This is a genomic window from Aeromonas encheleia (assembly GCF_900637545.1).
GTDB lineage: Bacteria > Pseudomonadota > Gammaproteobacteria > Enterobacterales > Aeromonadaceae > Aeromonas > Aeromonas encheleia.
In genome coordinates this window covers 3100202-3115332 of sequence record NZ_LR134376.1, presented here as the reverse complement: position 1 = coordinate 3115332, position 15131 = coordinate 3100202, and the positions used below count along the sequence as shown (strand labels likewise).

13 protein-coding genes are annotated in these 15131 nt (G+C 63.1%); 8 read left to right on the top strand and 5 right to left on the bottom strand.

Translation table 11 applies throughout. The annotated features are described in order from the left end of the window. The first annotated feature begins 82 nt into the window (after positions 1 to 82). The 5 genes from EL255_RS14455 (at position 83) to tesB (ending at position 4301) form a co-directional block, all read left to right on the top strand. Positions 83 to 703, top strand: coding sequence for an L-threonylcarbamoyladenylate synthase (locus EL255_RS14455; RefSeq protein ID WP_033129896.1), 621 nt, complete (start codon positions 83 to 85; stop codon positions 701 to 703). Next, positions 696 to 1580 carry a segregation and condensation protein A gene (locus EL255_RS14450; protein WP_408608777.1) on the top strand — a complete coding sequence of 295 codons (885 nt, stop codon included), beginning with the start codon at positions 696 to 698 and terminating at the stop codon, positions 1578 to 1580. Before EL255_RS14455 ends, EL255_RS14450 begins: the two co-directional genes overlap by 8 nt. 68 nt (positions 1581 to 1648) lie before the next feature. Further along, positions 1649 to 2218 carry an SMC-Scp complex subunit ScpB gene (gene scpB / locus EL255_RS14445; RefSeq protein WP_042654994.1) on the top strand — a complete coding sequence of 190 codons (570 nt, stop codon included), beginning with the start codon at positions 1649 to 1651 and terminating at the stop codon, positions 2216 to 2218. A 151-nt stretch (positions 2219 to 2369) separates the two neighbouring features. Beyond that, complete coding sequence (gene rluB / locus EL255_RS14440; protein ID WP_042654993.1) at positions 2370 to 3293, top strand: 23S rRNA pseudouridine(2605) synthase RluB; 924 nt, start codon at positions 2370 to 2372, stop codon at positions 3291 to 3293. Positions 3294 to 3437: 144 nt separating this feature from the next. After that, a complete protein-coding gene (gene tesB / locus EL255_RS14435) occupies positions 3438 to 4301 on the top strand; it encodes an acyl-CoA thioesterase II (protein WP_042654992.1) in 864 nt (287 codons plus the stop codon). 61 nt (positions 4302 to 4362) lie between these two features. Here the strand turns inward: tesB and EL255_RS14430 are convergent, their stop codons facing one another. From EL255_RS14430 to EL255_RS14420, 3 genes are all read right to left on the bottom strand, one after another. Further along, positions 4363 to 5541, bottom strand: a complete 1179-nt coding sequence (locus EL255_RS14430) for a dicarboxylate/amino acid:cation symporter (protein WP_042654991.1) — start codon at positions 5539 to 5541, stop codon at positions 4363 to 4365. A gap of 117 nt (positions 5542 to 5658) precedes the next feature. Next, positions 5659 to 6330, bottom strand: coding sequence for a class I SAM-dependent methyltransferase (locus tag EL255_RS14425; protein WP_048823250.1), 672 nt, complete (start codon positions 6328 to 6330; stop codon positions 5659 to 5661). A 126-nt stretch (positions 6331 to 6456) separates the two neighbouring features. Then, a complete protein-coding gene (locus EL255_RS14420) occupies positions 6457 to 7098 on the bottom strand; it encodes a TetR family transcriptional regulator (RefSeq protein WP_042654990.1) in 642 nt (213 codons plus the stop codon). Between the two features lie 153 nt (positions 7099 to 7251). Between EL255_RS14420 and EL255_RS14415 the strand changes: the two genes are divergently transcribed. The 3 genes from EL255_RS14415 to EL255_RS14405 are packed head-to-tail and all read left to right on the top strand — an operon-like array spanning position 7252 to position 13014. Then, entirely contained in the window at positions 7252 to 8442 is a 1191-nt protein-coding gene (locus EL255_RS14415) for an efflux RND transporter periplasmic adaptor subunit (protein WP_042654989.1), read from the top strand. Positions 8443 to 8459: 17 nt separating this feature from the next. Beyond that, complete coding sequence (locus EL255_RS14410; RefSeq protein WP_042654988.1) at positions 8460 to 11609, top strand: efflux RND transporter permease subunit; 3150 nt, start codon at positions 8460 to 8462, stop codon at positions 11607 to 11609. Continuing rightward, entirely contained in the window at positions 11602 to 13014 is a 1413-nt protein-coding gene (locus EL255_RS14405; protein ID WP_042654987.1) for an efflux transporter outer membrane subunit, read from the top strand. Before EL255_RS14410 ends, EL255_RS14405 begins: the two co-directional genes overlap by 8 nt. Positions 13015 to 13124: 110 nt before the next feature. On the opposite strand, the gene EL255_RS14400 is transcribed toward EL255_RS14405, so the two are convergent. Next, positions 13125 to 13508 (bottom strand): type III secretion system chaperone family protein, encoded by a 384-nt coding sequence (locus EL255_RS14400; RefSeq protein ID WP_042654986.1) that lies wholly within the window; start codon positions 13506 to 13508, stop codon positions 13125 to 13127. 440 nt (positions 13509 to 13948) lie between these two features. Further along, complete coding sequence (locus EL255_RS14395; RefSeq protein ID WP_048823247.1) at positions 13949 to 15130, bottom strand: anthrax toxin lethal factor-related metalloendopeptidase; 1182 nt, start codon at positions 15128 to 15130, stop codon at positions 13949 to 13951. Between the last annotated feature and the right edge of the window lies 1 nt (position 15131).

The following is a 15131-nucleotide window of genomic DNA, read 5'->3' as shown; positions in this document are numbered from 1 at the left end:
TCATGGGCCAAGGGGCCCGTGACCATGCTCTAGTTTGGGAATTACAGGCAGGCCTGCCCTGTCGCTATCGCGAGAACAGTTTATGAGTCAGCATTTTTACGTACATCCGGATAATCCCCAGGTCCGCCTCATCGGCCAGGCGGTTCAGATCCTGCAAAACGGGGGCGTCATCGCCTATCCCACCGACTCCGGCTACGCCCTGGGTTGTCAGATGGGTAACAAGGACGCGCTGGAGCGCATCTGCCGCATCCGCCGCATCGATCCGACCCACGACTTCACCCTGGTGTGCCGGGATCTCTCCGAGATCTCCACCTATGCCAAGGTGGACAACACGGCGTTTCGGCTGGTCAAGAACAATACCCCCGGCGCCTACACCTTCATCTTCAAGGCCACCAAGGAAGTACCGCGCCGGCTGATGAACGAGAAGAAGAAGACCATCGGCATCCGGGTGCCGGCCAACAACATAGCGCTGGCCCTGCTGGAGGGGCTCGGCGAGCCGCTGCTCTCCACCACCCTGATCCTGCCGGGCTCCGAGATGGCCGAGTTCGATCCGGAAGAGATCTTCGACAAGCTCGGCAAGCAGCTGGATCTGGTGGTCAACGGTGGCTATCTGGGCGAGCAGCCCACCACAGTGGTGGACTTCTCCGACGACGAGCCCGTGCTGCGCCGTCGCGGTGCCGGGGATCCCACGCCGTTTGAGTGATACCGCCGAGCCCGTACCCGAGCTGCTGACGCCGGCGCCGGGTGTGGGCGGGGAGGCAAGCCTTCCCCTGCCCATCGCCAAAGTCCTGGGGCAGCCCTATCATGAGCTGCCCCAGGATTTGTTTATTCCGCCCGATGCGCTGGAGGTGTTCCTCGACACCTTCGAGGGGCCGCTCGATCTGCTGCTCTACCTCATCCGGCGCCAGCAGCTGGACATTTTGAACCTGCCGATCCTGCAGATCACCGCCCAGTACATGGAGTACGTGGAGCTGATGCAGGGGCTCAACCTGGAGCTGGCGGCCGAATACCTGCTGATGGCGGCCTGGCTGGCGGAGATAAAATCCCGCCTGCTGCTGCCCAGGGCCCCGGAGCTGGAAGAGGAGGATGAGGGGGAAGATCCCCGCGTCACCCTCATTCGCCGGTTGCAGGAGTACGAGCGTTTCAAGGTCGGCGCCGAGCGGGTGAACGAGCTGCCGAGGGTGGAGCGGGAGATCTATCTCGCCGCCGCCCTGCCGCCGGATTTTGGAGCCCTCAAGCCGTTGGCACCCGATGTTTCACTGGTTGAGCTCGCCCTTTACATGCAAAGTGTGGTAAAACGCGCGACTCATTTCGAACATCACCAGATCCGCCGCGAGCAGATCCCGACCCGGGTGCGGATGGCCGAGATCCTCGCCATGCTCTCCCTGGGGCAGACCCTGCGCCTGGAGCAGGTGCTCAGGGCAGAGGAGGGGCGGATGGGGGTGTTAGTGACCTTTCTGGCCCTGCTGGAGCTGTGCAAGGAGTCCCTGATCTGGATCCTGCAGGCGGAACCCCTTGGGCCTATCCATTTCGCCCTGGCCAGTGCAGAGGAGGAGGGGAAGCGTGAACATGTGCATTGAGTCAGCCTCCTGGTCGCCAGCGCGCCAGCGGCCCGTTGTGTTGGCAAACCCGCGTGAGGAGGGCACCAGTGGCGCTGCCCGCTGAACGGCTCAAGACGCTAATCGAGGCCGCGCTCTTCGTCGCCGGGCGCCCGTTGACCGCGAGCGAGCTCAAGGCCAGCGTGCTGGCCGACTACCCGGTCACCGGCCGCTATGTACAGCTGCTGCTGGCCGAGCTGAAACAGGATTACAGCGCACGCGGGGTGGAGCTCAAGGAGGTCGCCTCCGGCTGGCGCTTCCAGGCGCGCCAGGAGTATGCCGACGAGCTCTCCCGGCTGTGGAGCGAGCGGGCGCCGCGTTATTCCCGCGCCGTGATGGAGACGCTGACCCTGATCGCCTATCGTCAGCCCATCACCCGGGCCGAGATCGAAGCCATCCGTGGGGTGGCGGTGTCGAGCCAGATAGTGAATACCCTGAAGGATCGAGGCTGGGTACGCAGCGTCGGTCACAAGGAGGTGGTGGGTCGCCCCGAGCTGCTCGCCACCACCAGAGATTTTCTGGACTATTTCAATCTGCAGAGTCTGGAGCAGCTCCCCGAGCTGGATCCCGAGCTGCAACAACCCTTGCCCGGTTTGCCGGGCGAGGGCAGCGATGCCTAGTCTGCGCTGCCACTTTCTCAATGAAGGTTGGCAAAGAGTGCGACCGGGTGAAATGATCAATGCGATGGCGGATCGCCCAGACGGGATCCGGCATGGCAATAACCGTTGTCCGTTATGTTAGCGGGCAGCGATCAACAATCAGGTAACCCCGATGAGTGAAAAACTGCAAAAAGTGTTGGCCCGCGCGGGTCACGGCTCCCGTCGTGAGATGGAGGCCCTGATCACCGCAGGTCGGGTCAGTGTGGATGGCAAGGCTGCCACACTGGGAGATCGCGTCGAAGTCAACGCCGTGATCCGGGTAGACGGTCACCAGATCAAGACCCGTGCTGCCGAAGAACAGATCTGCCGCGTGTTGGCGTATCACAAGCCCGAAGGGGAGATGTGTACCCGTCACGATCCGGAGGGTCGTCCCACCGTGTTTGATCGTCTGCCCAAGATGGAAGGGGCGCGCTGGATCGCGGTCGGCCGCCTCGACGTCAATACCTCAGGCCTGTTGCTGTTCACCACCGACGGTGAGCTGGCCAACCGGCTGATGCACCCGAGCCACCAGGTGGAGCGGGAATACGCGGTGCGCGTGTTTGGCGAGATCACCGAAGCCATGCTGCAGCGCCTGCGCAAGGGCGTGCAGCTGGAAGACGGCGTCGCCAAGTTCAACAAGATCAAGCCGGCCGGTGGTGAAGGACTGAACCAGTGGTTCAACGTCACCCTGACCGAGGGTCGCAACCGTGAAGTGCGCCGCCTGTGGGAATCCCAGGAAGTGCAGGTGAGCCGCCTGATGCGGATCCGCTACGGCGATGTCACCCTGGATCGCGGCATCCCCCGCGGTGGCTGGAAAGAGCTGAAGCTGCAGGAGGTGAACTACCTGCGCGGTCTGGTTCACATGAACTACGAGACCGAGTCCAAGGTCGATCTGCAGCAAGAGGGCAAGAGCACCCGCCACAAGCAGGCCGCCCAGATCCGTCGCGCCGTCAAGCGCCACAAGGACATGCAGGGCATGGAGCCGCGCGCGCGCAGCACCACCGCCCGTCGCAAGCCGACCTCCTCGACCCGCAACTCGGGCACCGGCAGCAAATAAGCCGCCACCTGTACCGATATGCCCTGACAAGGCCCGCACCATAGGTGCGGGCCTTGTTTTTTATATGACGTTCAACTGCTTGCACCTGGTTGCTCTGTGCCGGCGAGCTTGTTAGCCTTTGCGGCACTGATAGAGGAGATAATAATGAGCAAGGTACTTGATGAGCTGCTGGCACTGCTGGCGCTGGAGAAGATCGAGGAGGGCCTGTTTCGGGGCCAGAGCCAGGATCTCGGTCTGCGGGCCGTGTTTGGCGGACAGGTAATGGGGCAGGCCTTGTCAGCCGCCAAGCAGACGGTGGCCGCCGATCGCCAGGTGCACAGCTTCCACTCCTACTTCCTGCGCCCCGGTGATGCCAACAGACCCATCATCTACGACGTGGAGAATATCCGTGACGGCCAGACCGTCTCCACCCGCCGGGTCAAGGCGATCCAGAACGGCAAGCCCATCTTCTATCTCAACGCCTCCTTCCAGGTGGAGGCCGAGGGCTTCGAGCATCAGGCCCAGATGCCGGCAGGCATCACCCCACCCGAGCAGCTCAAGAGCGAGCTGGAGCTGGTGCGCCCCTACGAACACCAGATCCCGCCGGCCCTGCGCGACAAGATCATGTGCGAGAAGCCCATCGAGATCCGCCCGGTGACCCTGGTCGATCCGATCCGGCCGGATGTGCACGAGCCGCTGCGTTACACCTGGTTCAAGGCCAATGGCACAGTGCCGGACGATCAGCGGGTGCACAACTACCTGCTGGCCTATGCCTCCGACTTCCACTTCCTGTTCGCCGCCCTGCAGCCTCACGGCGTCTCCTACTGGGAGCCGGACATGCAGGTAGCGACCATAGATCACTCCATGTGGTTCCACCGCAACTTCCGGCTGGATGACTGGCTGCTCTACGTGGTGGACAGCCCGAGCGCCAGTGCCGGTCGCGGTCTGGTGCGTGGCCAGTTCTTCACCCGCGACGGGGTGCTGGTGGCGAGCACCGCCCAGGAAGGGGTGATCCGCCGGCGGGGTTGACCTCAAATGTCAGCCATAAAAAACGGGAGCCACTGGCTCCCGTTTTTTATGGCGTGTGCGATCAGACCGCGTCGCGCTCGGGGGAACGCGTGGTTTCCCCGCCTTGGGCGAAGCGATCGGCCCAGAGCGCGATGACGCCGTCACCGGTGACGTTGCAGGCGGTGCCGAAGCTGTCCTGCGCCAGGTAGAGGGCGATCATCAGGGCGATGGAGGCCTCGCCGAAGCCGAGCATGGAGGTGAGCAGCCCCAGCGCCGACATGACGCCGCCGCCCGGCGCGCCCGGCGCCGCTATCATGATGACGCCCAGCATCATGATGAAGGGCAGCATGGTGTCCAGCCCGGGGATGGCCAGGTGCTCGGAGAGGAACATCACGGCGGTGGCACAGGTCACCAGGGTGATGGTGGAGCCGCACAGGTGGATGGTGGCGCACAGCGGCACGGTGAAGTTGGCGATGCCGTCGCTCACGCCGTTGTTCTTGCTGGCCTGCAGCGCCACCGGGATGGTGGCGGCGCTGGACATGGTGCCGAGCGCGGTGAAGTAGGCGGGCAGCATGTTCTTGATGAGCATGGCGGGTGAGCGACCGAGCGCCAGCCCGGTGCCGACGAACAGCACGCTGAGCCAGAGCCAGTGCATGGCGATGGCCATCACCAGTACCACCCCGAAGGTCTTGAGGGTGGCGAAGACGGTGCCTTCCACCGTCATCTCGACGAAGACCCCGGCGATGTAGAACGGCAGCAGCGGGATGATCACCTTCGCCAGCAGGCGGTCGATGATGTCACGGCCCTGATCGGCGACCCGGCGCAGATCCGTGGCCTGGGTGGCGCTGATGCCGATGCCGAACACGAAGGCGGCGGCCAGGGCCGACATCACCCCGAACAGCGGCGGTATCTCCAGATTGATGTAGGAGCCGAGCTTGATGGCGGCCTGCGCCGTGGGCTCGGCGGCGGTGGTCAGCCGCGGGATCAGCTGGCTCGCCACGGTGAAGGCGAACAGGCCGGCCAGTATGGTGGAGCAGTAGGAGAGTGCCACCGTCTTGCCCAGCAGCTTGCCGGAGTTCTTCGGCAGGCTGGCGATGCCGCTCATGATGAAGAACAGGATGATGAGCGGGATGGTGAAGGTGATCAGCTGGCCGATGACCGTCTTGGCCGTAAACAGCACGCGTGCGACCCATTCAGGGGCGTAGAGACCGAGCAGGAGACCGGCGAGGATGCCGGCAATCAGTTTAAGGACAAGTTTCATAGAAAAATCCAGGTGTTGGTGTCTGTCTTGTTATTTAATCTTGATTTTGATGCCGATTTTTAACACAAAATCCGCATCTTGTCTGCCGACACCTGGTTAACTCAGAGTTAAATATTGTTAGCTGGATGATGAATCGCGGGCTATGCCTCCCTTGAAGCGACGGCGGCGATATTGATTAATTGTGGGGGCGAGATCGGGGAGGCGGATCAGCAGGGCATGCAACCAGCGCCCCTGCACGGCATCCTCGCTGCACCAGCTCTGATGCAGGCCAAACGGCAGGGGGGCGATCAGTTGTTGCAGGCGGGCCTCATCGAGCCGGGTCTGCAGCGGGTATTCGGCCGGTGATGCTGGCAAGGTGCCGCCGGGCTCCCCCTCGTCATAGGGGAAGGAGCAGTAGAGCGGCCCCTGGGGTTTGAGCAGGCCGGCGAGATGCGTCAGGGCGGGGGCCAGCTCGGCCTCGGCCAGGCAGGGCAGCGAGCCGCTGGCCCAGATGCCGTCAAAGGGCAGCACGTTGTGCATCTGCTCGAAGCGGCAGACCCGCACCGGCTGGCCACACAGGCGCGAGGCGGCCCTGGCCTGGCTCAGGCTGGCATCGAAGGCGGTGACCACGAACCCTTGCTCCCGAAAATAATGCAGATCCTCTCCCGCGCCGCAGCCCGCCTCCAGCAGGTGTGCCCCCGCCGGCAGGCGGGCCAGGAAGGGATCGTGGGCCTTGCCGAGGAGGGCAGGGCGCGGCGCCAGCTGGGCGCAACTGTGGGTGTCGGGGGCGGGTGGCTGTGAAGATGGCATAGGGATCGTCTCTAAGGTGGGCGGCTACTCTAGCAAATTTGCCCCCTGCAGTTCAGGTCCGCGCTCAGAAAATGCGGTCACACCCGACCTGGGGCCGGGTGTGACGGGGGAGAGACTGGCGGCCTGTCAGGGGCGGCGCAGGAGGGAGGGCTGTGGCTGGGCGAGCAGGCCGAACAGGGTGTCGAGCACGAAGTCGGCCTCCTGGATCAGGTCGATGCGCTCCGGGAAGTGCAGCCAGTTGATGATGTAGCCATCCAGGGTGCAGTGCAGCAGGGTGGCGGCGCGGCGCAGATCTATCCCCTCCGGCAGCTGGCCGCGGCGCACGGCATTGGCCAGGGTGAGCTCCAGATCCCGGAAGAAGTTATTCGATTGCAGACGCATGTGATCCCGCAGGGAGATGGCCTCTCCTTCCAGCGATTCCAGGTTGAACATGATGGTGAACATCTGCTGGTGGGCGGGATGGGAGCTGATCTTCACCATCACCTCCCGCAAGAAGGCGCGCAGCTTGCCGAGGGGATCCGGCTCCTGTTCATCGACACAGGCGTCGAGCTGATGGGAGAGGGGCGCGCACAGCTCTTCCCACAGGGAGGTAAACAGCTCCTCCTTGTTCTTGAAATGCCAGTAGATGGCCCCCCGGGTCAGCTCGGCGGCATTGGCAATATCGGTCAGGTTGGTCTTCGCCAACCCCTGTTGGCAGAACAGATTCAGGGCCGTGCTCATGATGTGGCAGCGGGTCTGCTGCGCTTCTTCTTTAGTTCTTCTGGCCATCGGATCCGTACCTGTTTAAAAGGGGGAAAAGTTACTTACATACATTTATGAATGTATGTATATTGCCTCATCTTCGCAGTTTTACCAACAGGGGCCCTATAAACCCTGTGGTTTTGTTGTTTTTTTTGATTGAAACAGAGGCTCAGAGACTTCATGCATAAACATATTCTCGCACGTTCAGTCGGCCTTGCCTTGTTGGCAAGCGGCCTGTTGGCTGGCTGTGGTGAAAAAGGCGAGGCCCAGCAGGCGGGTGAGATGCCACCCGCCGCGGTGGACGTGGTCACCCTGCACACCAGCCCGCTGCAACTCATGTCCGAGCTCACCGGCCGCACGGCCCCCCTGCGGGTCGCCGAGGTGCGCCCCCAGGTGAACGGCATCATCCTCAAGCGCCTGTTCACCGAAGGCAGCGACGTCAAGGCCGGCCAGCTGTTGTATCAGATCGATCCGGCCGTCTATCAGGCCGCCGTGGCCTCGGCCGCGGCCAATCTGGCCAAGGCCGAGGCCAACGAGCGCAGCGCCCGCCTCAAGGCCCAGCGTTATGCCGAGCTGGTGAAGGTCAAGGCCATCAGTCGTCAGGAATATGACGACGCCGATGCGGCCTGGAAGCAGCAAGTCGCCGAGATCGGGGCCGCCAAGGCCGCCCTGCAGAGCGCCAACATCAACCTGGCCTACACCCGCATCACCGCCCCCATCAGCGGTCGCATCGGCAAGTCTGCGGTGACCGAGGGTGCCCTGGTCACCGCCCAGCAGGCGGACAGCCTCACCTCCATCTCGCAGCTCGATCCCATGTATGTGGACGTGCGTCAGTCCACCGCCGATCTGCTGCGCCTCAAGCGCCAGGTTGCTGCCGGCAAGCTCGTCCAGGACGAGAGCAAGGGCGCCAAGGTGCGCTTCCAGCTGGAAGATGGCAGCCAGTACAGCGAAGAGGGCTCATTGCAGTTCTCCGACGTGACAGTGGACGAGACCACCGGCATGGTGACCCTGCGGGTCCTGGTCCCGAATCCCCATGATTTGCTGCTGCCCGGCATGTTCATGCGCGCCACCCTGCAAGAGGGCGAGCGCCCGCAAGGCTTGCTGGTGCCGCAGACCGCCGTGACCCGCACGCCCAAAGGCGGCGCCACCGTCATGGTGGTGACCGCGGACAACAAGGTCGAGCTGCGGGAAGTGCAGCTCAGCCGCGTCGTTGGCGACAGCTGGGTGGTGGAGTCCGGCCTCAAGACCGGCGAGAAGGTGATAGTGGCAGGTCTGCAGAAGGTCAAACCCGGTGCCCTGGTGGCGCCCGCTGAGCGCGCCAGCAACACCACGACAGCACAAGCCGATCAGACCCAGGTCACCAAGCAGTAGGATGGAGTAGTCGCCTCATGGCACGATTTTTCATAGACAGACCCATTTTCGCCTGGGTGATTGCCCTGGTGATCATGCTGGCCGGGGCCATGGCCATCATAGGCCTGCCGGTCGCCCAGTACCCGACCATAGCCCCGCCGGCCGTCGGCATTTCCGCCAGCTACCCGGGGGCGTCCGCCAAGACGGTGGAAGACTCGGTGACCCAGATCATCGAGCAGAACATGACGGGGCTGGATCACCTGCTCTACATGTCTGCCCAGTCCGATTCTTCCGGCAACGTCAGCGTGACCCTCACCTTCAAGCCGGGCACGGATCCCGACATCGCCCAGGTGCAGGTGCAGAACAAGTTGCAGCAGGCCATGTCGCTCTTGCCCCAAGAGGTGCAACAGCAGGGGGTGCGGGTCCAGAAGACCTCCAGCAGCTTCCTGATGGTGGCCGCCTTCATCTCCACCGATGGCAGCATGACCAACGACGATCTCGCCGATTACGTGGTCTCCAACATCAAGGAGCCCCTGAGCCGACTGGATGGGGTGGGTGACATCACCTTGTTCGGCAGCCAGTACTCCATGCGCGTCTGGCTGGATCCGCACAAGCTCAACCGGGTACAGATGACCCCCGGGGACATCCAGGCCGCCATCAAGGCCCAGAACGCCCAGGTGGCCTTCGGCAAGTTGGGCGGCACCCCCTCGGTGAACGATCAGCAATTTACCGCCACCATCATGGGGCAGACCCGTCTGTCCACCCCGGAGGAGTTCAACAACATCTTGTTGCGGGTGAACCAGGATGGCTCCAAGGTGCTGCTCAAGGACGTGGCCCGGGTCGAGCTTGCCGGTGAAAGCTACGATGCCACCGCGCTCTACAACGGTCAGGCCACGGCGGCGCTGGCGATCAAGCTGGCCACCGGCGCCAACGCCCTCGACACCGCGGACGAGGTGCGCGGCAAGCTCGATGAGCTCGCGAACTACTTCCCGGCCAACATGAAGATCGTCTACCCCTACGACACCACGCCGTTCGTGAAGATCTCCATCGAGGAGGTGGTGCAGACCCTGGTGGAGGCCATCTTCCTGGTGTTCTGCGTCATGTATCTGTTCCTGCAGAACTTCCGGGCGACCCTGATCCCGACCATAGCGGTGCCCGTGGTGCTGCTCGGTACCTTCGGGGTCATGGCGGCCTTCGGCTTCTCCATCAACACCCTGACCATGTTCGGTCTGGTGCTCGCCATCGGCCTGCTGGTGGATGACGCCATCGTGGTGGTGGAGAACGTGGAGCGGCTGATGAGCGAGGAGGGTCTCTCCCCGCTGGAGGCGACCCGCAAGTCTATGACCCAGATCACCGGTGCCCTGGTGGGCATCGCCCTGGTGCTGTCGGCGGTGTTCGTGCCCATGGCCTTCTTCGGCGGCTCGACCGGCGCCATCTATCGCCAGTTCTCCCTCACCATCGTCTCGGCCATGGTGCTGTCGGTGCTGGTGGCCCTGATCCTGACCCCGGCGCTCTGTGCCACCCTGCTCAAGCCCATCAAACAGGGCGAGCACGGCATCCAGCGTGGCTTCTTCGGCTGGTTCAACCGCTTCTTCGACACCAACGCCAACCGTTACCAGAACGGCGTGCGCAAGGTGATCAAGCAGGGTACCCGCTACAGCCTCATCTATCTGGCCATGCTGGCGGTGCTGGCGGTGCTGTTCCTGCGCCTGCCCACCTCCTTCCTGCCGGAAGAGGATCAGGGGGTCATCATGTCCATGGTGCAGCTGCCGGTCGGCGCCACCAAGGAGCGTACCGAGGTGGTGCTGGCGCAGATGCGCGACTACTTCCTCGAGACCGAGAAGGATAACGTCGACTCTGTGCTGACGGTGGCGGGCTTCAGCTTCGCCGGTAGCGGCCAGAACAGCGGCATGGCCTTCATCAAGTTGAAGGACTGGAGCGAGCGACAAGGGGAAGAGCGCAGCGCCAACGCCATCATAGGCCGCGCCATGGGTTATCTGTTCAGCATCAAGGAGGCGCAGGTCTTCGCCTTCAACCTGCCTCCCATTCCTGAGCTCGGCACGGCCACCGGCTTCGACTTCTTCCTGCAGGACCGCGGTGGTCTGGGTCACGAGAAGTTGATGCAGGCTCGTAACCAGCTGCTCGGCATGGCGGCGCAGGATCCCAACCTGGTGCGGGTGCGCCCGAACGGGATGGAAGACACGCCCCAGCTCGACATCAAGATCGACTACGAGAAGGCGCTGGCCCAGGGGCTCTCCATCAGCGACATCAACAACACCCTGTCGGCGGCCTGGGGCTCCTCCTATGTGAACGACTTCGTCGATCGCGGCCGGGTCAAGAAGGTCTACCTGCAGGCGGATGCGCCATTTAGGATGAACCCGGAGGATCTCAAGCTGTGGTACGTGCGTAACAGCACCGGCCAGATGGTGCCCTTCTCCGCCTTCGCCAGCACCGAGTGGAGCTTCGGCTCGCCGCGTCTCGAGCGTTACAACGGCGTCTCCGCCATGGAGATCGTCGGTGAGGCGGCGCCGGGCAAGAGTACCGGTGATGCCATGGCGGCCATCGAGCAGATGGTGCAACAGCTGCCGGACGGGATCGGCATCGAGTGGACCGGTCTCTCCTTCCAGGAGCGGCAGGCCGGCTCTCAGGCGCCTGCCTTGTACGCCATCTCGCTGCTGGTGGTCTTCCTCTGTCTGGCGGCCCTGTACGAGAGCTGGAGCATTCCGTTCTCGGTCATGCTGGTGGTGCCGCTCGGGGTACTGGGCGCCATACTGGCGGCCACCCTGCGGGGCTTGGAGAATGACGTCTACTTCCAGGTGGGCCTGCTCACCACCATAGGGCTCTCGGCCAAGAACGCGATCCTGATCGTCGAATTCGCCAAGGAGCTCCATGACAAGGGGATGAAGCTGGGCGATGCGGTGGTGGAAGCCTCCCGTCAGCGCCTGCGTCCGATCCTGATGACCTCGCTCGCCTTCATCCTCGGCGTCCTGCCGCTGGTGGTAAGCTCCGGCGCCGGCGCCAGCAGCCGCAACGCCATCGGCACCGGCGTGATGGGGGGGATGATCACGGCCACAGTGCTCGCCATCTTCTTCGTGCCGCTGTTCTTCGTGCTGGTGATGCGTTACTTCACCGAACACCACAGCGCCGAAGAGCGCGTGACCCACGCCAAGGAGATCAAACATGACTAAGACCCTGGTCGCCTTGAGTGTGACAATGTTGCTGGGGGCCTGCTCCATGGCCCCCGATTACCAACGCCCGGAGGTGCCGCAAGGCGCCTCCTGGCAAGAGAACCTCGCCACCCAGGGGGCGGTCGCCCCCTGGCAGCAGCAGTTCCTCGATCCGGCGCTGCAAAAGCTTATCGACACGGCTCTGGATAACAACCGGGATCTGCGGCTCGCTGCGCTCAACGTCGAGGCCTATGAGGCCAGATACCGGATCCAGCGGGCGGCCCAGCTGCCCACCCTGGCCGCCAACGGCGCCGGCACCCGCCAGCAGGGATCCGACGATCTCAGCGGCACGGGGCAGGGGACCATCAGCAGCCAGTACGGGGCTGACATCGGCATCACCGCCTACGAGCTGGACCTGTTCGGCCGGATCCAGAGCCTGAAAGATCAGGCGCTGGAGAATTACCTGGCGCAAATCGAGACCCAGCGCAGCACCCAGATCGCGCTGATCGCCTCGGTGGCGAATGCCTACCTCACCCTGCTGGCGGATCAGGAGCTGCTGGCGCTGAGCCAGGCGACGCTCGCGACCGAGCAGGAGAGCTATGCGTTGACCCAGCACAAGTACCGGCTGGGGGCGGCCTCCGAGATGGAGCTGGCGCAGGGGCGCACCGCCCTCGAGAACGCCAGGGTCAGCCAGGCGCAATTCCAGCGTCAGGTGAAACAGGACAGAAACGGTCTGGCCCTGCTGCTCGGCACCCAGGTGCCGGTGCTGGAGGGACAACCGGCGACCCTGGCCGAGGTGCAACTGGCGGCCATCCCGGTGGGGGCGCCATCCAGCTTGCTGCAGCAGCGGCCCGACATCCTGGCGGCGGAGCACAGCCTGAAGGCGGCCAACGCCAACATAGGCGCTGCCCGTGCCGCCTTCTTCCCGACCATCTCGCTGACCGCGACGGCGGGCACCGCCAGCAACCAGCTGAGCGGGCTGTTTGACGGCGGCACCGGCACCTGGACCTTCATGCCCCAGATCAATCTGCCCATCTTCGACGGCGGCAAGCGGGTGGCGGATCTGGACGTGGCCGAGGTCGGCACCAAGCAGGCGGTGGCGAGCTATGAGAAGAGCATCCAGACCGCCTTCAAGGAGGTCGCGGATACGCTCGGCGCCCAGGCGGACTATCAGCAGCAGCTGCAGGCCCAGCAGGATCTGGTGGATGCCAACCAGACCTACTTCAAGCTGGCCGAGTTCCGCTACGAGCAAGGGGTGGACAGCTATCTGACGAGGCTGGATGCCCAGCGCTCCCTGTTCAGCGCCAGACAGGGGCTGATCAGCACCCGCCTGGCCCAGCTGACCAACCAGGTCGCGCTCTACAAGGCGGTCGGTGGCGGCTGGCAGCCACCCAAGGAAGCATCGGCCCCCGCAAGCCAGGGCTAGTTTCTCATCCTTGCGCTGACTGCGTGACAGCCACAGGGCGAACCATCCGGTTCGCCCTGTTTTTATGTGTGAGCCAGTGGCGGCAGCGCCTTGGAACGGGGAGATCCCAACTATCCGCGAATGCCCTGCTGGCACCCGCTGACGGCGACCGGCGGCGCGGGGAGGGGGTGGGTCAGGGTCTCGGCCTGGTGCAGCATGCGGCTGATCAGGTCGACCAGGATCTCCACATCCAGCTTGTCCAGCCACTCCCGGCTCCAGAGCAGGGCATCCTGTTCACCACTGCGGCTGAGCTGTAACACCGGCCAGTCGGCCATGGCCGCGAGGGAGACAACGGGTATCTTGCCCAGAGGAATAAACAGGGTGACCAGCTCATCCTGTTGCCGGATATGCAGGCTGAAAGGGCCTATCGGCAGATCCAGCCCATCTTTATGCAGGCCCTCTTGTGGCAGTGCCAGATGACGGCAGAGCGCGGATAACATGGCATTGAACATCATCATGACTCCTGGGTCGTTGTGTCAAAAGTAGATACTGCAGGCGACCACAAATTGGCAATGAGTGGCCGGGCTGCACAAAGGTCTGAGCGTAGATATAGGCATAGGTTCCCCCTGTGATCACTTTCGAGCCATGTTGCGGTGTTTTGGTGATGGCACCCAGCTCGGCAGCGGGCAGGTGTTTGCCTGATTGGACTAAATTGGGGGCGGTGAATCTGCTCACAGATTGCTGGTAGGCCATGATGTGATCTCCTGCATGGTGAACGATAAGGGGATGATAATGAACCGTGGTAGTGCGCTATATCGGGGCTCGAACGGAGGTTTTCAGCCTTTTTAGGGTATGGATGCGGTTGACATAGAGGAGGGGGGCATTGCTCTGATTGATATGACAGATCATTGGTATTCCGATCAGCAGAAGACCAATGATCCTGTGATACGGCTGGTCAGAGCTTCAATAGCTCGGCTTCGATATGATTCCAGTGAGCAAAGGCATTGTTGTTACCATAGAGACGCGCCAGCCCTTCGGCAAAACTCTCCTCCAGTCCCGGTTCGTAATCGCCGTTCGGGCCCGCTTGCTGAAAATAGGCATCCCCCAGCTTGTTGTAATCGTTGTACCAGGCCGTATAGAAGGCATTGTCCTTGCTCAGGTTGGTGCCGGTGGTGCTGGCCCCCACTAGGCGGTCGACGGAGTGGCCGAACTCGTGCAGTACCAGATTGGCAGAACCGTGGTGAGTCCCCACTCGCCACTTGCCTGAGCCGTCCTGCTCCATGGCGATGACGGTCTCTTTACTGCCACCGAAGGCGCCAACCCCCGGCAACTTGTCCCAACCGCCGCCACCATGGCCACGGGCGCCAGTCCCTGCCAGATGGGTATGGTAGGTGGTCACGTTGTCATGGGTGACCCGGATCGTCAGCCCTTCGGCATCGGCTTGGTTGAGCATGTTTATCGGTAACTTGGCCAATTCGATGGCGACGGCCCGCGTGGCCTGACTGTCGACCGGGCTGTTGGGGTTGAGCGTCACCATGGTGATGGCTTTCTGGAAACGGGCCACTTCGCCGGAGTTGAGCAACTGGCCGATGGTCTCGATATGACGCGGGGTCATCATGCCCTTGGTATGCATAAAAGAGGGGAGCTTCTCATCGAGCAGGGCGAGCGTTTGATCGCCATGTTGTCGGGTGATGGCGCTGCGCAGCTGTTCATGGGTGCGGATATCGGGGGCGAGCCCCTGCGCGCTGGTGGCTGAGACTAGCTGCTGTTTGCGCAGATCGGCAACCTGTTGCAGCTCCTGCGAACGTTCGCTCTTGTGCTGTGCCCCGAGGGTGAGTTCGTTGTGCACCTGACGGACATCCGCCACCGTCACTTTGCTGCTATCTGCCTGTACGCTGCGCAGCAGGCTGCCAGCGTCTTCTCCGCTCAGGCCATATTCCTGGGTCATGGCAGTGATCACTTGTGCAATGGCCGCCTCCCGGTGGGCCAGACGATGGCTCTCGACGGAGACCCGCGCCTTGCCCTCCTTGAGGTAGAGGTTGCCATTGCTGGCGCGCAGCTCTTGCTGGCTGTCGGCGGTGGACAGGTGGAGGTCACGATAGAGTGATGTCAATGAGGTCGCTGAGGTGGTGTTCATG